Annotated in this window: 18 protein-coding genes; 8 read left to right on the top strand and 10 right to left on the bottom strand. The window is 47.1% G+C overall.

Annotated features, from left to right (window positions below; translation table 11 throughout):
* Positions 1-150: 150 nt before the first annotated feature.
* Positions 151-1,764, bottom strand: coding sequence for a methyl-accepting chemotaxis protein (locus AC0VYI_RS22775; protein WP_475445785.1), 1,614 nt, complete (start codon positions 1,762-1,764; stop codon positions 151-153).
* Positions 1,765-2,026: 262 nt separating this feature from the next.
* The gene (locus AC0VYI_RS22780) at positions 2,027-2,986 is read right to left on the bottom strand and encodes a DMT family transporter (protein ID WP_475445786.1); all 960 of its coding nucleotides are present in this window, start codon (positions 2,984-2,986) and stop codon (positions 2,027-2,029) included.
* Positions 2,987-3,122: 136 nt separating this feature from the next.
* On the opposite strand from AC0VYI_RS22780, the gene AC0VYI_RS22785 reads away from it, so the two are divergent.
* From AC0VYI_RS22785 to AC0VYI_RS22800, 4 genes are read left to right on the top strand one after another with little or no spacing between them, the layout of a single operon-like run.
* Positions 3,123-3,599 carry an Lrp/AsnC family transcriptional regulator gene (locus AC0VYI_RS22785; RefSeq protein ID WP_475445788.1) on the top strand — a complete coding sequence of 159 codons (477 nt, stop codon included), beginning with the start codon at positions 3,123-3,125 and terminating at the stop codon, positions 3,597-3,599.
* Between the two features lie 43 nt (positions 3,600-3,642).
* Entirely contained in the window at positions 3,643-4,896 is a 1,254-nt protein-coding gene (codA, locus tag AC0VYI_RS22790; RefSeq protein WP_475445790.1) for a cytosine deaminase, read from the top strand.
* A complete protein-coding gene (locus AC0VYI_RS22795) occupies positions 4,897-6,306 on the top strand; it encodes a DUF2868 domain-containing protein (RefSeq protein WP_475445791.1) in 1,410 nt (469 codons plus the stop codon).
* 2 nt (positions 6,307-6,308) lie between these two features.
* The gene (locus AC0VYI_RS22800) at positions 6,309-7,670 is read left to right on the top strand and encodes a DUF3482 domain-containing protein (protein ID WP_475445793.1); all 1,362 of its coding nucleotides are present in this window, start codon (positions 6,309-6,311) and stop codon (positions 7,668-7,670) included.
* On the opposite strand, the gene AC0VYI_RS22805 is transcribed toward AC0VYI_RS22800, so the two are convergent.
* A complete protein-coding gene (locus tag AC0VYI_RS22805; protein ID WP_475445795.1) occupies positions 7,667-8,386 on the bottom strand; it encodes a 1-acylglycerol-3-phosphate O-acyltransferase in 720 nt (239 codons plus the stop codon). The genes AC0VYI_RS22800 and AC0VYI_RS22805 overlap by 4 nt on opposite strands.
* 237 nt (positions 8,387-8,623) lie before the next feature.
* On the opposite strand from AC0VYI_RS22805, the gene AC0VYI_RS22810 reads away from it, so the two are divergent.
* Together AC0VYI_RS22810 and AC0VYI_RS22815 are read left to right on the top strand one after the other, a co-directional pair.
* On the top strand, positions 8,624-9,700 hold the full coding sequence (locus tag AC0VYI_RS22810; protein WP_475445796.1) for a PfkB family carbohydrate kinase: 1,077 nt from the start codon (positions 8,624-8,626) through the stop codon (positions 9,698-9,700).
* The gene (locus tag AC0VYI_RS22815) at positions 9,697-10,614 is read left to right on the top strand and encodes a pseudouridine-5'-phosphate glycosidase (RefSeq protein ID WP_475445798.1); all 918 of its coding nucleotides are present in this window, start codon (positions 9,697-9,699) and stop codon (positions 10,612-10,614) included. Before AC0VYI_RS22810 ends, AC0VYI_RS22815 begins: the two co-directional genes overlap by 4 nt.
* Before the next feature lie 30 nt (positions 10,615-10,644).
* Here AC0VYI_RS22815 and rlmF read toward each other — a convergent pair whose 3' ends face one another.
* Together rlmF and AC0VYI_RS22825 are read right to left on the bottom strand one after the other, a co-directional pair.
* On the bottom strand, positions 10,645-11,631 hold the full coding sequence (gene rlmF, locus AC0VYI_RS22820; protein ID WP_475445800.1) for a 23S rRNA (adenine(1618)-N(6))-methyltransferase RlmF: 987 nt from the start codon (positions 11,629-11,631) through the stop codon (positions 10,645-10,647).
* A gap of 84 nt (positions 11,632-11,715) precedes the next feature.
* On the bottom strand, positions 11,716-12,648 hold the full coding sequence (locus AC0VYI_RS22825) for a LysR family transcriptional regulator (RefSeq protein ID WP_475445802.1): 933 nt from the start codon (positions 12,646-12,648) through the stop codon (positions 11,716-11,718).
* Between the two features lie 120 nt (positions 12,649-12,768).
* Between AC0VYI_RS22825 and AC0VYI_RS22830 the strand changes: the two genes are divergently transcribed.
* Positions 12,769-13,719: a DMT family transporter gene (locus AC0VYI_RS22830; protein WP_475445804.1), complete on the top strand. Its 951-nt coding sequence runs from the start codon at positions 12,769-12,771 to the stop codon at positions 13,717-13,719.
* Between the two features lie 127 nt (positions 13,720-13,846).
* Positions 13,847-14,263, top strand: coding sequence for a CBS domain-containing protein (locus AC0VYI_RS22835; protein WP_475429931.1), 417 nt, complete (start codon positions 13,847-13,849; stop codon positions 14,261-14,263).
* A 60-nt stretch (positions 14,264-14,323) separates the two neighbouring features.
* Here the strand turns inward: AC0VYI_RS22835 and AC0VYI_RS22840 are convergent, their stop codons facing one another.
* The 5 genes from AC0VYI_RS22840 to AC0VYI_RS22860 all read right to left on the bottom strand — a co-directional run bounded on the left by AC0VYI_RS22840 (position 14,324) and on the right by AC0VYI_RS22860 (position 18,295).
* On the bottom strand, positions 14,324-14,677 hold the full coding sequence (locus AC0VYI_RS22840) for a DUF6164 family protein (protein WP_475445806.1): 354 nt from the start codon (positions 14,675-14,677) through the stop codon (positions 14,324-14,326).
* 427 nt (positions 14,678-15,104) lie between these two features.
* Complete coding sequence (locus AC0VYI_RS22845; protein WP_475445808.1) at positions 15,105-15,680, bottom strand: DUF3833 domain-containing protein; 576 nt, start codon at positions 15,678-15,680, stop codon at positions 15,105-15,107.
* A 59-nt stretch (positions 15,681-15,739) separates the two neighbouring features.
* The gene (locus tag AC0VYI_RS22850; protein WP_199476308.1) at positions 15,740-16,498 is read right to left on the bottom strand and encodes a hypothetical protein; all 759 of its coding nucleotides are present in this window, start codon (positions 16,496-16,498) and stop codon (positions 15,740-15,742) included.
* A complete protein-coding gene (locus AC0VYI_RS22855) occupies positions 16,491-17,021 on the bottom strand; it encodes a DUF2878 domain-containing protein (RefSeq protein WP_233407739.1) in 531 nt (176 codons plus the stop codon). Before AC0VYI_RS22855 ends, AC0VYI_RS22850 begins: the two co-directional genes overlap by 8 nt.
* Before the next feature lie 5 nt (positions 17,022-17,026).
* Positions 17,027-18,295 carry a class I SAM-dependent methyltransferase gene (locus tag AC0VYI_RS22860; protein ID WP_475445811.1) on the bottom strand — a complete coding sequence of 423 codons (1,269 nt, stop codon included), beginning with the start codon at positions 18,293-18,295 and terminating at the stop codon, positions 17,027-17,029.
* Positions 18,296-18,316: the final 21 nt, after the last annotated feature.

Here is an 18,316-nt window from a genome sequence, read left to right on the forward strand (position 1 = left end):
ACTTTCTTAGATGCTTCAGCTAAGAAGCCAGAACGCGATTTGTATTTTGGGTTTGCTGCGACGACTTTATCAATTTTGGCAATCAGCAGACACGGCAAAGCCGCATACCTTTCGGCAGCGGCTTTGCTATGTATTAGTCGATAGAGAACGCTACACTTTAAAGCTACCCACTTGGCGATCTAGCTCTTCATAGAGTTCAGAAATCTGGTGTGCTTGTTTTTGGATCATATCAGACACAGATTGAACCGATTGTGTCTGGTCTTTAAGCGATGACATATTGCGGTTGATCTCGTTCGCTACGTCGGTTTGTTCTTGGGTCGCTTGCGCTGTTTGAGCGGCCATATCTTGCACCTTACCGAAAGACTCTTGTAAGGAGTAAAAAATTTCCGTTACCTCGCCAAAGTTATTGGCCGTGGTACCCGCATTATCACGGCTATTTTGGATGGCTTTGGACGATTCGGCCACGTTGTTTTTAAGCTTTTCAATCATGGTTTCAATTTCATCTGTACTGTCTTGAGTTCGCGTGGCAAGGGTACGCACTTCGTCTGCCACCACGGCAAAGCCACGACCTTGTTCCCCTGCACGCGCCGCCTCAATGGCGGCGTTCAATGCCAATAAGTTGGTTTGCTCTGCGATATTGCGAATCACTTCCAGCACCGACGCAATGTCCTCTGAGCTTTTTTGCAATTCCGCCGAGCGGCCTAAGGCATTTTCAATATCCGATACCAATTCGGAGACGGCATTTTGCGAACGCTGAACCGCAGATAAACCATTTTGCGCAAGCGCATTGGAGTTTTGCGATTCGGCGGATGTACTGCTTGCGACGCTTGCCATCTGTTGATTCGACATATCCATTTGGTGACCCGCGCTGACAATGGATTCTGAGGCACTAGCAAGGGCTGAGGTGATACAACCTGTTTCATTCGCCACGCCATTCAGGTTCTCGGTCATTTTCCCCAGTGCACTCGACTGATTATGGATACTACTAATGATGCCTCTTAGTTTCTCTACAAAACCATTAAATTCATGCGCTAAATCGCCTAACTCATCGTTTGTTGAAAACGCAATACGCTGTGTTAAATCACCATCGCCTTCGGAAATCTCACGGATACGTGTTCCAATGTAGCGTACCTGCCCAGTCAATACTTTAGGCATACGGTAGCTAAACCACATAGCAACAAGTAGACCTAAAATCACAATGGAAAGGGCAATCTTTTCAAAACGCGCATTTTCCGCTAACAGTTCGGCGCGAGCCTCCTCTGAACGCTGCTCAACCACTTCTCCCGCTTTATTCAAAATGGAGCGCAAAGCGGAGAAATTAGCCCCCTCTTGCTTGGCAAGCACTGCAAAATTTGCGTCGGTTCCAGATGCCTTTAATGCCGCTTCGGAGGAAGCTAACCATGTCGCCATGGCGTTATCAAAGTCACTAAACTGCGACGCTATAGCAGGTTCATTGGCAACGTATTTGAGGAAAGCTGCAAAGCGATCTTTCACTTGCTGAATATTGTCAGTGCGATCTTTTTTATCACCGTCATTCCCCACACCATCAATTAAGCGTTGCTGAGCTAGTTCAGCTTGGTAGAGATCCCGGTCAGCATTAAGCACTACTGAGGATGCTTTAAAATAACGTTCCGTTTGCACCGTTAAGGCCGCTTCATTCTTATCAAGCACATACAGCAAGGAAGATAAAGCGATGATAAACGTAACCGTGGTAACCAAAACAGGCAGCGAACTTTTCACTCTAATGGAATTGAACCGCATCATAAGCCCCTCTAAAAACGACTCAGTGAATAGATGAATTTTACCTTATCTCTTGTAAGATTATTCCTACATACTGATCGATGAGAGTCGACACTTCAATCACCCGAAACAATAAGACACATATCTACCTAGCACGACAACATTTACTCACTAAAGCACGCTATGAATCACGCTTTATCGATCTTTTGGGACATAAAAACGCTTGGTTAACTACTTGATATAAATGGCATATGGCCATCTAAGGGAACCGTTACACCGAAGTTGATCAGCGAGAGCGTTTAACGATGCCACTGGCAATAATGACACCAATACTGACCAGCACCAGACCAACGACGGAGTAGCCTTCTAGGTGCTCGCCCAGCACAGGGATGGCTATCAGTGCCGCGAGGACAGGGGTAAAAGCGCCGATGGCCGCCATGTTTTCCGCCCCCAATTTATGGATGGCGTAACCATAGGTGAAGCCAGTTAATAACCCCACCAATAGACTTTGCACAACCAGTTGACCAGCCAACATATCCCACGATGCATCCGCCAAATGGCAGGAAACCAACCCGGTTCCCCACATAAAGAGCAGAATAACGGTTGAAGATAGCCCCATCAGAGCCGTAGACACCAGCGGTGGCAAGCCAGCAATACGCAGACTAACGGTATAAATGGACCAAAAAACACTGGCGCCCAATAGAAGTAAATCCCCTTTCCACGTGCCCGCAGGGGCGGTTAATAACGACAAAACGAGCAAAAGAACCACCCCCGTACACACAAAACTCAAGCCGATTTTACGGGCTCGGCTCACGGTTTCTTGATAAAGCAGCACCGCCAACAAGGTCACAAAAAAGGGATAAGCCCCCAATATTAACAGGCCCGCATGGGAGGCGGGGGCATAGCGCAGACCCGTTGCACTTAAGTAGAAAAATGGCAGACCCGCACCACAAATAATGCCCAAAAGCAAAATAGGCGGTACTGCTTTGACTTGTGCCCGAGCGCGCCAGAGAAAAGGGAACAATAATAATGCAGGCGGCGAGAAACGCAGAATCCCCAAATCAAATACTGTTAATGAATTGGTCATGCCTGCGCGCATACTGACAAGCCACGATGCCCAAATCAAGATGCTCACCAAGGCGGCGACCAACCCAAAGCGAAAACCCCAGCCTGTGGCGTATTGTTTGTATTTGGGTGGCTCTTGAGCCACATTTGATGACGTGCTGTGTGTGACGACCTGAGACATATCCACCTCGCTAAACAATATTTAGCCTATTATCAAGGTAGATGGGGGAGCATGTCCTTGCTATTCACACTCCAAAAAGTAAGATTTTTAGCATAAGATGTCTATATTCAATAGATAAAATACTAAGTGTGCCAAAATGGATAAAACTGACTTAGAAATACTCTCTCATCTGCAATCCGATGGACGGCTAACCAACGTAGCGTTGGCAGAGGAAATACATCTTTCCCCCTCCCCTTGTTTACGTCGTGTAAAGCAACTAGAGGACTCGGGGGTCATCGAAGGTTACCATGCTCGCATTGATCGGCAGAAAGCGGGCTTTTCCATGACGGTATTTGTCGAAGTGCGCTTAAAAAGCCATGCGGACGACAAACACATTGCCTTTGAAAACGCGATATTAGCAATGGACGACATTATCAGCGCACATTTAGTATCAGGCATTGCTGATTACCGTTTGGAAGTGGTGGCAGTGGATTTACAAGATTACGAGCGCATTTTAAAAGCATTGCAATCGTTACCCCATGTAAAAGACATTCAAAGTCATTTTGCCATTCGCTCAGTAAAAACGGCTGCCCCTTTGCCTTTAGCAAAAGCATCAGGTAAAACAAAAGCCTAGGCGACTAGGGTTACTAACAGAACAACGCAGAGGAGAGTGGAAAGTGAAGATCATCAATGCACGCTTAAGACAGCAAACAGCACTTTATACCATCACAGTTGAAAACGGTTTGTTTGCTTCGATTCAACAACAAGACCAGCCCGTCGTTTTAGACGCCTCCACTGCTGGCGATGATATTGACGCCCAAGGTAAGCTGTTTTGTGCGCCTTTTGTTGAGCCCCATATCCATCTCGATGCGGCCTTAACGGCAGGGGAACCAGAGTGGAACCGCAGCGGTACCTTGTTCGAGGGCATCGAACGTTGGTCGCAACGTAAACCCATGCTAAGCCCCGACGACATCCGTCGCCGCGTGAAAGACACCTTAGCCATGCTGATTGACAATGGCGTGCAGCATATTCGCACTCATATCGACACCACGGATCCCTCTTTGGTTGCCATGCGTACCCTATGCGAACTGCGTGACGAGCTAAAAGACGTGCTCGATATTCAGGTCGTCGCGTTTCCGCAGGAAGGCATTCACTCCTACCCCAATGGTGAAGCCTTGATGACAGAAGCCATGGAAATCGGTGCGGATGTGGTTGGTGGCATTCCGCATTTTGAATACACCCGCGAGCTGGGCGAAAAATCCGTAAAAACCCTGATTCAACTCGCGCTCAAATACGACCGCTTAGTGGATGTGCATTGCGATGAAATCGATGATCCAAACTCGCGTTTCCTAGAATTTTTAGCCCATGAAGCCATGCAAGCAGGCATAGGCGACCGCGTGACGGCCAGCCACACTACCGCCATGCATTCTTATGATAATGCCTACTGCTCCAAACTGTTCCGCTTGTTAAAGCATTCTGGTATTCACTTTGTTTCCTGTCCAACGGAAAGCATCCACTTGCAAGGCCGCTTTGATTCCTACCCTAAACGCCGTGGTTTAACCCGTGTCAAAGAACTTACCGTCGCTGGCATGAATGTGGGCTTCGCACAGGATTCCATCTTCGACCCTTGGTATTCCCTAGGTAACGGCAAGCTATTACGCTCCTTGGATTTTGGACTGCATATCTGTCAAATGATGGGCTATGACGATTTCGTTCATGCATTAGATTTTATTACCGACAACAGTGCTAAACTGATGCAGTTGAAAAATTATGGTGTGAAAGAAGGTCACCCTGCCAACGGCATTTTACTCAGTGGGGAAGACGATTACAGTGTCCTACGTAATCAAGGAGAGGTATTATTCAATATGCGTCACGGTAAGATTTTGATGCAACGACAACCGTCGACTGTGATCCAACGAGTATCTTTGTAAATGGCTTTGTCTACACGTGGAAAACTGTCTATCGCGGCTTGGTTAGAAAGTCACACCGACTTTCGCTTACCCAGTCGTGCAGCCAATCTTGAGGGTGCCTTAAGCAAACTGGATGATCCGCAAACGAAAAGCGCTCGTCCCTTTGGCAAGAACGCACAAGCAGAGACCAAACCGACCAAAAGCTACTTAGCACAATGCGAACAACTACAACGCTATTTTAAACTGGGCCTTTATTTTCTGTTCGCTGTGACGTTTCTTTTGGGCCTATTGGCCGTTCCCCCAGCCTTCGCTGTGTCATCCTCTGGCAAGGTGAATATCTTTTGGTTATTGATCGTGATGCTGGGGTTTCATGGTCTTAACCTAATCATTTGGTTGATTGGTATGTTAGCACTGGGTAACAACACCAGACAGTCAAAAGGCGTGTTACTGACCAGCTTAATCTTCATTAATAATAAGATCAGCAAGCACTCCAATATCAACACAGATGCCAGTTCGGCTTTTTGGCATTGGCAGTGCCCTACCCATTCTAACAAATGGCTATTGAGTGCCATTTCACACACCGCTTGGTTCAGCTATTTACTGGCTGGTTTTTTAATGACCTTGCTGCTCCTGCTCACTAACCAAGTCAATTTTGTTTGGGAGACGACCCTATTAGGCGACCAGCAATTTCTCTGGATCACCCAGCAACTGAGTGCACTACCTCATTGGCTTGGCATTAGCGTTCCCAACCAACTGGACATACTGGCCAGTCGCGTGGACATGGTGTCGCAAACCGCCAGCACTCGTCAGCATTGGGCGACATTGTTGCTTGCCAGTATCATGCTTTATGGTGTTCTACCTCGCCTTTTATTGAGTATTTTAAGTGTTGTTATGTATCGAATAAAACGCTTAACTCTCCCTAAGAACACCCAAGAACAAGCCATTGAACGACGTTATAAAGAACAAAGCGAAGCACGGGTGGTCGATAAAGAGAGAGCGGTTCCATCTCCTGCTTCAGTAAACAAGGCAACCCACTCTGAAAACCCTGTCATTCAGCCATTAGACGCCCATGCCCTTGGGCAAATTTGGGGCCTATTTGAATGGAGCCAAGCCATCCCAGAAAGCCTCTATGGGGCGGAAGAACAGATGGTATTGAACGATGCCACGCAGCAACAGGCCTTTTTACAGGCCACTTACCACAAGCCGCTTTATCTTTTGGTTGATGGTACACACAGCCCAGACCGAGGCTCACGACGCTTTCTTTCTCAAGCCGTCAGCGCACACCCTAACGTGTCTCTGGTGATTCGCGAACACGCAGATGAAGGGGACGAAGGGAAAAGTACGTCACTGTTTGTCGACGCTTGGTTACGCACTGGATTAGAAGCAGGCATTCACCCTGATTCTATCTTTCGTTTCGCTGAGGAGGAATAGCCATGTCGATTTCACTGTTAGTCGTTGGTCACGCGAATACGGGCAAAACCTCGCTGATTCGAACCTTGCTACGCCAACAGAACTTTGGCGAAATAAGTAATCAAGCTGGCACCACACGCCATGTGGAAAGCGTCGCTATCAAGGTGAATAACAAAACCTTATTAACCTTAATTGATACGCCCGGCTTTGAAGACTCGATTGGCTTATGGGACGCACGCCAACACCCTCCCTTTGATCAATACCCAGGGAACCGTTGGATCGCCCCCTTCTGCCAAAGTCATTTAGCAGAAGACCACTTCGAACAAGAAGCTAAGATTCTTAAACGGCTCAACCAATGCGATATCATCCTCTACGTGATCGACATTCGCCAAGCACCGCTGGGGAAATATCTTGACGAACTCACCCTACTCGCCAGCGCCAGTAAACCCATTGTGCCCATTTTAAACTTTAGCGCCGCCGACAGTGTGCACTTAGCGTCATGGCGACAAATATTAGCGGAGCGCCATCTCCATGCGGTCGTGCGTTACGATTCTGTCGCCTTTTATTTTGAAGATGAAAAACGCCTTTATCAAAGCTTACAAAGCTTGATGCCAGACCACTATGATGACATAGAAACACTGCTCATCAGCCGAGAAGAGGCCGCACGTTCACGCAAAACCTTCGCCATCGATAATCTTGCCGACTTACTGATTCAGGCCGCCAGTAGCCGCAGAATATGCGACCGATACCCGCCCGCGCCAGACGATGCAGCGGCCTTTGAACAACAGATTCGCCAACTAGAAAGTCAATTTATCCATTCATTATTAACTCTCTATGAGTTTCGTGAAGAGGATGTCATGCCAGCAGCATTTTCTGTACAAAGTGGGCAGTGGCAGCAGGATATCTTTGCGCTCGATACACTCAAAGCATGGGGCGTGAGCACGGGGGCTAGCGCCATGACAGGCGCCGCCATTGGCGCAGGGGTGGATGTGATGACTGGCGGCTTATCTCTTGGTGCCGCCACTTCCTTAGGGGCGATCCTTGGTGCCTCATGGCAAACGGGACGACACTATAAAGACACACTGAAAAGCAAGTTTACCAAGCGCCATTATTTGTGTGCGGACAGTGCCACATTGAGTCTCTTGTGTTTACGCGGCCTAGCCTTGATTGCTCATTTAGACCAACGGGGCCATGCCTCACAACATGCCTTTACGCTCAATAAACAAGACGATAACGACACCAACAAAACCATTATTAACACAATAAAACCGCTGTGGAAAAAAGCGCGTCAACATCCAGAATGGGCGACACAAAGCTTACCAGCGAATCACGCTCTCAAAGCCGCCATGACGGAACAGCTTCTAGAGATAGCAAAAAACCACTAACGCTTGGCGAGCTCCTCGTCCAATCGCGCTTTGGTTTCATGCATTTGTGACTCACATTGCTTCATGAGTTTCACCACGTCGGTTTCCTTTAACCCCGCCGTGCTGATAGGTGGCAGCATCTCAACAATCACTTTCCCATTATGCCAGCGGTTTAGTTTCACTTGCTCATGGGTATTACTGCACACCACGGGAATAATAGGAACCCCCGCTTGAACCGCCGCATGAAAAGCGCCGCGTTTAAAAGGCAACCAGCCTCGGCCTCGGCTACGGGAACCTTCTGGAAACATCCAGATAGACAGTCCAGTCGATTTCATACTGGCCACCACTTGATCGATTGTTTTGATGGCTTTTTTGCTGTTATTACGGTTGATAAGAATATTGCCACTCGCCCAATACAAGGCTCCAAAGAAAGGAATCCAACGCAGGCTAGTTTTCCCTACCGTTACCGTTCCTCTAGGAAAAACTACTGCGGCAGTAAACAGGTCGAAGTTATTCTGGTGGTTAGCGATATACACAGCTTGTGGAACCACTTCAGCTTCTGGAGCCACTCGCCCTTCTACGGATAAGCCAAACAAGGCCGCCACTTTAGAGAATACCTTACCTAAACGGTACACCCTATCTTTTGACGTTAAGGTACACAGGCACATAATAATACCGCCCAGCGTCACCCCAATAATTAGCCAGCATAATAAAAATATCCGTATTAGAAACAACATAATAACGTTTACCTTACCCTAAAATAATAATGCACCTGATTTTATCCTGTAAGCGTTTGAAAGCAACCCAAGTCAATGGATAACTAGGGCAGGTTTCTATCTGCTATGAACACCTTTCAGCCACAACAAAACCCCTTCCGCCATCATAAAACGGGTTATTTTTTTATTCTTTTTGCTTGACCTAAAGAGAATACTTAACTTATGTTTGTTTGTATAACATAAGTTATTGGTACCCCTATGACCGAAATAGAATCTCGTGTTTTTGATGCCGTAAAGCGCCACCCCATGGCGTCCCAGCAACAGCTCGCCGACATGCTTGGCATGAGCCGAGAGTCCATTGCTGGCCACATTATGCGTCTGACTCGACAAGGACTCATTTTGGGGAAAGGCTACATAGTGCCTGAGCAAGACAACATCGTGGTTGTCGGCGGCAGTAATTTGGACATTCATGGCAAAAGCTCGGCAACACTCCTACCACACGACTCCAACCCAGGAAATGTGGCGCAAAGTCCTGGTGGCGTGGGTCGCAATATTGCAGAAAACTTGGCAAGGCTTGGACTCAATGCCTCCCTCGTGTCCATCGCTGGCTTAGATGCCTCTGGAGATTGGATGCTGGAGCAAACACGGCTTGCTGGCGTCAATACTCAACATGTGATTCGTCACCCCGATTATCCCACCAGCACCTATTTGGCCGTGAATGATCACCAAGGACAATTGGTTGCCGCCATCGCCGATATGCATATTATCGATGCCCTCGACGAACCGTTACTCAGCAGCAAATCCCCGCTTTTTCACGCTTCCCAATACATTCTGATCGAAGCTAATTTAAGCTGTAATGCCATAGACTGGTTCAGTAAACAAGACTTTCAGGCCTTTTGGATTGCCGATGCGGTATCCGCTACCAAAGCGCCACGGCTCCGATCTGTGCTACCAAAACTCGACTTGCTCAAGGTCAATCAAGACGAAGCCCGTGCCCTTTTGGGCAGCACAGCAGACAATCCTCAACGACTTGCGCAAGCGCTGCAAGCCAAAGGAGTCAGTGCCGTGTTACTGAGCTTAGGTAGTCAGGGACTGCTCTATCAAGATGCCGAGCAAAGTCTTTTGGTACCTTGCTACAGCACGTCACCGATCAGTGATACAGGCGCCGGTGATGCCTTACTGGCGGGTTTTATGTACGCCCAAAGCCAAAGCTGGCCACGCCAACAGCAGCTGGAATTCAGCCTTGCCTGTGCGGGCATGACACTGGAATCCCAACACGCCAACCACCCCAACTTTACTCCCCATAACATACAAGAATGGATCAAAACGCGATGAATACGTATTTAGATATTAGCCCTGAAGTGGCTCATGCACTCGCCAATAATCTGCCCGTCGTGGCCTTAGAAAGCACTATTATCTCCCATGGCATGCCATGGCCTGAGAACGCCCAAACGGCGAAACAAGTGGAGCAAATCATTCGCGACAACGGCGCCGTTCCCGCCACCATTGCGATTATTGATGGCCGTTTAAAGGCGGGGTTAAGTGAAGCAGAAATTGATGTGTTAGGACAAGCGGGGTTATCGGTTACCAAATGCTCGCGCCGCGATCTGCCTTATGTAGTCGCCACGAAACAACACGGCGCCACGACAGTCGCTGCTACCATGATTATCGCCGCCATGGCGGGCATTAAGGTGTTTGCAACGGGTGGCATTGGTGGAGTGCACCGTGGCGCTCAGCAAACTTTCGATATTTCCGCCGATTTGCAAGAACTGGCACAAACCAATGTGGCAGTAGTATGCGCGGGCGCCAAATCCATTTTGGATCTGGCGTTAACTCGGGAATATTTGGAAACTCACGGGGTGCCCGTATTAGGCTATCAAACCAAGTCCTTACCTGCGTTTTACACACGTGAAAGTGACCAAACAGTCGACTTTACGATGCCTACACCGGAAAGCATTGGGGAATTCCTGCAGGCAAAATGGAGCATGAATCTACATGGTGGGGCGGTGATTGCCAACCCGATTCCAGAAGAATTCGCCATGGACAAAACGACCATCGACAAGGCCGTTAATCAGGCTCTGAGCGAGCTCGACGAACAAGGGATTTCTGGCAAGGAGTCCACACCTTTTTTATTAGCGCGGGTGGCGGAGTTAACCGGCGGCAACAGTTTAGCGAGTAATATTCGCCTTGTGTTTAATAACGCGCAACTGGCCACTCAGATTGCCAAACACCTTTGCGCTTATCACTAAACACGCCCATTTATTGACTTGGCAAGACAACTAGCTTTTCCAGTAGTTGTCTTGCCAATACGCCATTTGACTCCCGTCCAAAAAGCTCCAAGCGACAAACCGACTGATTTTTTGCCCCTGCGCCATTTTGATGGTGCGCACTTGAGTCGCACCAACGTCTTTTAATACCCGATAAATTGACTCTAGATGACTCTGCCGTGCTACCAAGGAGGTAAACCAAAAACAGCGCTCAGCGTATTGCACACTTTCTTTGACCATGCGCGAGACAAACCCCGCCTCACCGCCTTCACACCATAATTCAGCCGCCGTGCCACCAAAATTCAACACAGGCTTTTCTGTTTTGGGTGCTTCACCTTTCACACCACGCCATTTGCGTTTGGTTTCCCCGGTCATGGCCGACTCGCTGGTATGAAATGGCGGATTACAAAGCACAAGATCAAAGCGCTCTTCGTCGTGCCAAATACCATCAAATAATTTACTTGGCTGGGATTGCTGACGGATGCTGACCACGCCTTTTAGGCAAGAGTTGGATTTTACGATGGTTTCCGAGGTGGCCACGGCTACGGGGTTCACATCGGAGCCGACAAATTGCCAGCCGTATTCTTGGTGACCAATAATGGGGTACACACAATTGGCGCCCACCCCCACATCCAATACCTTAACGCCTTTGCCCCGTGGTACCACACCGTTATTGCTTGCAGCCAGTAAATCCGCCAGATAATGAATATAATCCGCCCGCCCGGGAATTGGCGGACAAAGATACCCTGGTGGAATATCCCAGAACGACACTCCATAAAAGTGATTCAACAAGGCGCGATTAAGCATTTTTACTGCTTCGGGATTGGCAAAATCGATGGACTCATTGCCGTATTGATTCAGTCGAACAAAGGGAGCTAACTCAGGGCACGAGTCAGCCAGTAACGCAAAGTTATAACGCGCCTGATGGGGGTTACGAGGGTGCAGCTCTAACTTATTCGAACGTTTACCCGATAAAGATTTGTTTTTCGAAAACGCCATAATACCGTCAATACTGGAACAAAGAATCAGTATACCCGAAATTGCCCCGTACAGGGAAAAGTGGCCTTAAATTGCTCTCACCTCTTACAATTCAGGGTAAGGAATCAAGCTGGTTGCCACTTCCCCCACCAGCTGGCGAAACCAAGTGGCCGCAGGATCTTGAGAGACAAATTTTGACCAACCAATAAAATAGCGAATATCGGGAAACGCAACGGGCAAAGGCTTCATAACCAAGCCAAACTGTTCTCGAAAACGCTCGGGCAACAGACCACTGGTACTCATCAGAAGCTGCGTTCTACCAACGGCTTCTAATGCGGCAAGAAAATAAGGCGTGCGCAAAGCAAAACGTCGTTCTTGAGCGCGCTCCCCTAACACACTGTCACTGATTACCCATCCAGAGCCGCCCATGGTGACCAGTACGTGTGAATAGGCCAAATAATCGTCCATGCTAATGCAGTCCTGTATCGCCAATGGATGATCTTTCGCCATCAAACAACGAAACGTTTCATAACCCAGTAGCTTGGTTTCAAAATACGTCGGCACTTGCACATATTCACTGCACAACACCACGTCCACGCGAGTTTGTGCTTGGCTTAATAAACTCGCCTCTGTGAGAGTGCTGGTTTCTAATATGGCATGAGGCGCAGCTTGATAAAAGCGCTCAGCAATCGCGGGAACATAAGCTTGCGCTTGATAATGGGTGGTTTGCAGACGAAACACTCGTTCACTGGTATGGGGGGAAAACGCACCGCTTTCGTCTAAGCTGGCTATTTTTTGTAGCATTTGCCTGATCGGCGCTTCTAAGGTCATCGCTTTAGCGGTGGGCACCATGGCTTGAGCAGTACGAATAAACAAAGGATCATCAAACGCCTCCCGTAAACGGTTCAATAAGCGACTCATCGCCGATTGACTCAAATTAAGTCGTGTGGCGGCTCGACCAACATGCCGCTCCTCCAACAAATACAACAGCCCTGTCAGTGTTTTTAAGTCCAGTTGTTGTAAGGCGTTCGAGAGCATTGAGTAAAAACCGATTTATGCATAATAGTTAGCCCAATTATGCATTGGATTTCATCGATAAACAAAGCCATGATGGCGATAAAAGAACATTGCTGACACTTCGCCAACCAGGAATCCCCAATGCAAACGCCAAAACAGCTTTTTTTATATGGACTTTTTTTCAGCGTTATTACCGTTCTATTTTGGGGCATGCTGGCGATTGCACTTAAGCTCACCTCGGGATTTGCTGATCCCATTACCTTGACTTGGCTACGTTTTTGCGTGGCGGGCGTTGTTCTTGGCTTGTGGCAATGGCAACGAGGTAAACTGTCTGAGTTTCGCCACTTAACACGCCGCGATTACGGCAGACTCATCGCCACTGGCAGTTTTTTGATTGTCAATTACACCAGCTTTGCTTGGAGCTTACGGTATTTACTGCCAGGTTCGGCACAATTGAGTTTTCAGTTTGCTCCCTTGTTTCTCGCACTGGGCGGTCTTTTCTTTCTCAAAGAAAAAGTCAGTGGGTTACAGTGGTTGTGTTTTCTTACCTTGGGCATCGGAATGCTGACCTTTTTCCATCCTGTTTTTGGTACACAGCAGGCCGATACCATTTGGATAGGCTTTGCCATCATACAGGTCTCCGCCATGGCTTGGTCCATCTACGCCTTACTCCAAAAATCGTTATTTAACCGCTTATCGCCTTCCAATATTCTATTGGGGGTCTATGTCTATGCTGCCATTGTGATGTTGCCCTTTACTTCCCCAAGCCAGTTCTCTGGCATTTCGCTAAGCGATTGGCTGGTAACAGGATTTTGCTGTCTCAACACCTTGATTGCCTATGGCGCATTCGCCCAGGCATTACGCTACTGGCAAACGGTACAGGTAAGCGCCGCCATCGCCCTCACCCCTGTTACGGCGTTTGTATTAACCGAATTGTGTGTGTTATTCGGCTGGTGGCCTTCTCTTATCACCTCATCCCATGCAGATGCACTGAGCTTATTTGGGATGTTCATGGTCGTGGCCAGCGCCATCAGTGTACAGTTTTTAAGCGTGTCCATGGCACGACGCAAACGCACACTCGTCACCAGTTAACAAAGACAACAAAATGTTAAAGAAAAACAACAATTTTTATCACGATGAACAGAGCGGGATAAAGCATTCACCACTAGACTGAAAGGAGCAACAAAATCGTTTTGTGCTGAGTCGCAAGGAGAATCGTATGAAGGAGAAAACGCTGCTAGTCAAAGATGTGATGTCGCGAGGTGCGTTTTTTGTGCATCCAGAAACCAGCATCACTCAGTGTGTATTAGGGTTGGCTCAACATAAGTTATCTGGGGCTCCAGTGGCCGATAACCATGGACAATTGATCGGTTTCGTCTCGGAGCAGGACATGCTTCCTTCCCTAGTGCAAAGCGCCTACTATTGCGACGAACCAAGGCGAGTGGGCGATGTCATGCAAAGTGAGGTACTGACGGTCAACCCGAACGATCATGTATTACAAGTGGCAAAATTGATGGTTGAAGCCAAACCCAAAATTTACCCAGTAATAGAAGACAATCGCTTAATTGGCATCATAACTCGTCGACAAGTCACTAAAGCGCTGATTCACAGCCAGGAAAAATGTGTGCCTGTCTAAATGGCTCAGATAAGTCGCACACTCACAACACATGAAAGGGCGATAAAGGCTCTTAAACGATTATTTGAGTAACGCCCAAAAAGGTAAGATCGTCAACGCAAGCACCAAAATCACACTAATAAAGGTAAAGATACTTTCCGCAGGGTTTTGTCGAGCATGCTGACAATAACCCAGAATCCAATCCCACATAGTCGGTGGTGGTCGATTACTCATGCGCTTGATCTGATCTTCTCGTATCAGCACCAAGGCTTTCTGTGCTTGTTCCTTATCTCTCACCCAAATCCCCGCTAAAGAGATCTGCCAGCGTCCTGCCGAGGTTTCATAAAATGAAATGTCGTGCTCTGCTAGCAGTTGACGGATATCATCCGCCTCCTCTTCAGGCACAAATTTAAGTCGAAACACAAGAGTGGCCATTACACGCCTTTCATCAGAAAAAAGAGAAATATAAGATACAACGCAGCAAGGATAAGAGAAGGCGGAGGCAAATACAATTTTAAGCAGTAGCGTGCCAATAAAAAGCCACCTAAAGGGAGTAATACTTTCTTTAAGAGAGCATTATAACCCTAGAGGTGGCCTTTTATTATACATTGCAAGGCTTTCCAATAACTAACGTCAAAACAAACCATCGTGCCACTTTGTTTTGACGACATCCATTTTCTTAGATTGTGCGAATGAAGCTGAATGCAAAATTAGCTATCATCAAACCGCCAGTGATAATTGTTGGTAATCACTTACACTCTTCCTTGAGTGCTAAGTTAACTATAGCGCCCGCACAATAAAAGAAAAAATAGATTAATATTATAAAACCAATAGTAAATTTTTAATAAATCAGTTATTCACTCTAGGATTCCGGTGACGCTCTTTTCTCAATCACTAGGGTAAGATAACCAACATCAAAGCCAAACTTACTCAACACGGATTCGTTGATCACCACGTTTGGATTCACCATATACATGCGATCATCCACATTGACATTGATCACATCACCATCATAGGGCACTTGCAGAACGTATTTCATAAAGAGCGCATTGCCAGCCATGTTTAACGACCCTTTCCCAACAACATCACCGGCCGACGATTCATATTGACCATTTTTTGTGGGAGTGAGCGTCCAAGTGCGTTGCTGTTTTTCCCCATCATTAAAAAGGAAATGCTCCTTTAACGTCCCCACGCCATTGTTCCATGAGCCAACAAGATCCGCATTAAAGTAACGGATCACCTCACCACTGCGATTTTTTACAATGCCATGGGCCGTTAAGGGCCCATTAAAGAACTGTTGTAATTTGAATTCTGGTTTATTTTTCGCATAAAGCGCTACATTTGGGCTTGAGCAAGCATTCAACATCCCTAAAGCCAATAGCCAAAAGCAAACTCGCCATTTTTTGTTTATTAACGTTCTGGCAATAACTTGCACCATGTCTCTCTCCTTGCTGGGTAAGTTGAATGTTCACCTTCGACTCCTACTTCGACTCCTACCTAATAGGTGACGTTTTGATCACTGTCTTTAACAGGGGTTTTTAGGTACTGATATTGGATATCCACATCTGGGTAGTCACCATTTCTGTTCGCCACGTTGCCACGCCCTGTGTAACGCAATAAACGTTTATCGCTTGGATCATAGGCAACGACAATGGGGTCGACTAACAGTTTTACCCACCAAGCCCGAGGCGTCATAGAAAAGCACTCGGCGCCTTTTTGCGTCCCAGGTTTACACTGGCTGCGAGCAATGACGAAGCCAATTTCCGTCTGCCGGCTTGGCACAACGAATTTCACATCCATCTTGGTGCCGTTATTTAGTGCCTGCCAGTATTCTTTGATGAAATTATTAAAGCCAGCGTCGACTAGCACACCCTGCTCAAATTGTAAGGTAGCCACTTCAGGTTGTGACTCACGGTTCTTTTTATATGAAATGGTGATCGTTTGTGGAGTAGAGACCACTTTTACAACCTCGCCATTACGCTCATTCACTTGAGTATAACTAGGCGCCGTTTTCGACTGACTATAGTCAATCTTTTTATGGCCGAATACTTGACCATCCGGCTCGGAATATTCCACATTCTGAATTTCATTGTTCAGGGTATGGGTTTCACGATACAACAGTGCTCCTGTTTTGAGGTCATAGGCTTTACCTACCACTCGATCCACAGATGCATCCGCCAAGACCCACTGACTACCTGCCAACCCTAACAAAAGGGCAATAACAAACCGAAAACGACCAGCGTATAACCTAATCATGAATACGACCTTCATTAGAATATAATCCCCATTGATCACACAAAAAGACACCCAACGGCAAAATAAGCGACCACACAGCACCTATGCTGACCAGCGTTATCCACAAAGGCTTTGCTAATTCAATATCAGACATATTCGATCCTGTTAGGTAGCTCAATACCGGCCCAACAAAGCCCAAGCCAGCGCTCAACCAATATCGCCCCTGTAAAAAAGACAAGCTATGAGCAAACAAGGTCGCCACACAAATCCACAAACATAATAGCCATAGCGGTGGAAGCACCGCTAACTCGGTCTCTTTATGAGCGGATAAAAAGACATGGAAGTGGAAAAACAAGCCGTCGACAATGACACCCAGGGTGAAAAACAATAGCATCAATTGCCATTCTTTACGTTTCTTTAAAAAGTAATGATCATGTAAAAATAAATACAATAAAGTCGCTAATCCCCCATAAACACTGCCACCAAGCACACAAGCGAACCAAGTCGCTTGAAACAAAATGGCTTGCAATAGGGTTTTCATCATGCCCTCTATTGGCCGGTATTTGCCAACGCAAAACGGTAGTTTGGTTTGGCAAAAACAAACTGCCCCGTACTAATGGCCCTTTCTTTAAACCCGCCTTCACAATAGGCAAAGTAAAAGTCCCACATACGGAAAAAAACGTCATCAAACCCCATGTCCATTACCTCTCTTCGAGCGGCGTGGAAGCGCTCACGCCAATCGGCCAACGTCTTCGCGTAATGCTCTGTAATGTCCTCTAGAGCGATAATTTGCATATCGGTCTTTTGCGCAATTTTATGAGCAATAACTTGATTAGAAGGCAAACAACCACCGGGGAAAATATACCGCTGAATGAAATCCACAGAACGGCGCGCGTAGTCATAGCGCTGATCAGCAATAGTAATTGCCTGAATCACCATCACACCGTTCGGCTTTAATAAATCACTGCACTTGGTGAAATAGCTGTCGTAATATTCGTGACCAACGGCTTCAATCATTTCAATGGAAACCAGCTTATCGTATTGACCAGTGAGTTCACGGTAGTCTTTTAGCAATAAGGTAATCTGACCGCTTAAACCTTCCGCTTCGACTCGTGCTTTAGCAAAATCATACTGTTCTTGGGAAATGGTTGTGGTGGTCACGTTACAGCCATAATATTTGGCGGCATGAATCGCCATGCCTCCCCAACCAGTACCAATTTCTAACAGATGGTCTTGCTCACTCAAGTGCAGTTTCTGACAAATCCGATCCAGCTTGTGCGTGGCAGCGTCCTCCAACGAGGCGTTGCGATCTGGATAAACAGCAGCCGAATACATCATGGTAGGATCTAAAAATAAGGAGAAAAAATCATTGCCAAGGTCATAATGGGCAGAAATATTTTTCTTCGAGCCACGTCGGGTATTGGCATTAAGTTTATGGGCGATTTTAGCGGCAAGTCGGCTCCAAATAGGTTTCTTAGCGTCCATTTTATTGATCAAGCTTAAGTTCGCGACCATCAAGCGAATCACGCTCACAATATCAGGGCTGCTCCACCAGCCTTTCATATAGGCTTCACCTGAGCCAATGCTACTGTTTAAGCAAATATCACGATATGCACCGTTATCATGTACTTTTATATGGGCAATGTAATCGGCGTTGTCCTTTGTTTGTCCAAATTCATACACCTCGCCTTCATCCTCAAGCGTTAAATGGCCGACCTCCAATTTATTTAACATGGCAAACACCATGCGTTTTGCAATACCGTCAAACCAAGTAGGACGACGCTTTACTTTTTGGTTACTCATACTCACTGTACTCATTCACCATGCCTCTTGTTAAAT

The sequence above is a fragment of the Marinomonas sp. 63XJN7_9_ISO-PGPR-S23-217 genome (genome assembly GCF_056173515.1).

Excerpts from the sequence above, each read along its gene's own strand:
- AC0VYI_RS22795 (WP_475445791.1), top strand. The coding sequence starts at position 4,897 with ATGGCTTTGTCTACACGTGGAAAACTGTCTATCGCGGCTTGGTTAGAA.
- rlmF (WP_475445800.1), bottom strand. The coding sequence starts at position 11,631 with ATGGCGTTTTCGAAAAACAAATCTTTATCGGGTAAACGTTCGAATAAG.
- AC0VYI_RS22825 (WP_475445802.1), bottom strand. The coding sequence starts at position 12,648 with ATGCTCTCGAACGCCTTACAACAACTGGACTTAAAAACACTGACAGGG.
- AC0VYI_RS22805 (WP_475445795.1), bottom strand. The coding sequence starts at position 8,386 with ATGTTGTTTCTAATACGGATATTTTTATTATGCTGGCTAATTATTGGG.
- AC0VYI_RS22810 (WP_475445796.1), top strand. The coding sequence starts at position 8,624 with ATGACCGAAATAGAATCTCGTGTTTTTGATGCCGTAAAGCGCCACCCC.
- AC0VYI_RS22855 (WP_233407739.1), bottom strand. The coding sequence starts at position 17,021 with ATGATGAAAACCCTATTGCAAGCCATTTTGTTTCAAGCGACTTGGTTC.
- AC0VYI_RS22785 (WP_475445788.1), top strand. The coding sequence starts at position 3,123 with ATGGATAAAACTGACTTAGAAATACTCTCTCATCTGCAATCCGATGGA.
- AC0VYI_RS22830 (WP_475445804.1), top strand. The coding sequence starts at position 12,769 with ATGCAAACGCCAAAACAGCTTTTTTTATATGGACTTTTTTTCAGCGTT.
- AC0VYI_RS22775 (WP_475445785.1), bottom strand. The coding sequence starts at position 1,764 with ATGATGCGGTTCAATTCCATTAGAGTGAAAAGTTCGCTGCCTGTTTTG.
- AC0VYI_RS22800 (WP_475445793.1), top strand. The coding sequence starts at position 6,309 with ATGTCGATTTCACTGTTAGTCGTTGGTCACGCGAATACGGGCAAAACC.
- AC0VYI_RS22815 (WP_475445798.1), top strand. The coding sequence starts at position 9,697 with ATGAATACGTATTTAGATATTAGCCCTGAAGTGGCTCATGCACTCGCC.
- AC0VYI_RS22860 (WP_475445811.1), bottom strand. The coding sequence starts at position 18,295 with ATGAGTACAGTGAGTATGAGTAACCAAAAAGTAAAGCGTCGTCCTACT.
- AC0VYI_RS22845 (WP_475445808.1), bottom strand. The coding sequence starts at position 15,680 with ATGGTGCAAGTTATTGCCAGAACGTTAATAAACAAAAAATGGCGAGTT.
- AC0VYI_RS22780 (WP_475445786.1), bottom strand. The coding sequence starts at position 2,986 with ATGTCTCAGGTCGTCACACACAGCACGTCATCAAATGTGGCTCAAGAG.
- AC0VYI_RS22840 (WP_475445806.1), bottom strand. The coding sequence starts at position 14,677 with ATGGCCACTCTTGTGTTTCGACTTAAATTTGTGCCTGAAGAGGAGGCG.
- AC0VYI_RS22850 (WP_199476308.1), bottom strand. The coding sequence starts at position 16,498 with ATGATTAGGTTATACGCTGGTCGTTTTCGGTTTGTTATTGCCCTTTTG.
- AC0VYI_RS22835 (WP_475429931.1), top strand. The coding sequence starts at position 13,847 with ATGAAGGAGAAAACGCTGCTAGTCAAAGATGTGATGTCGCGAGGTGCG.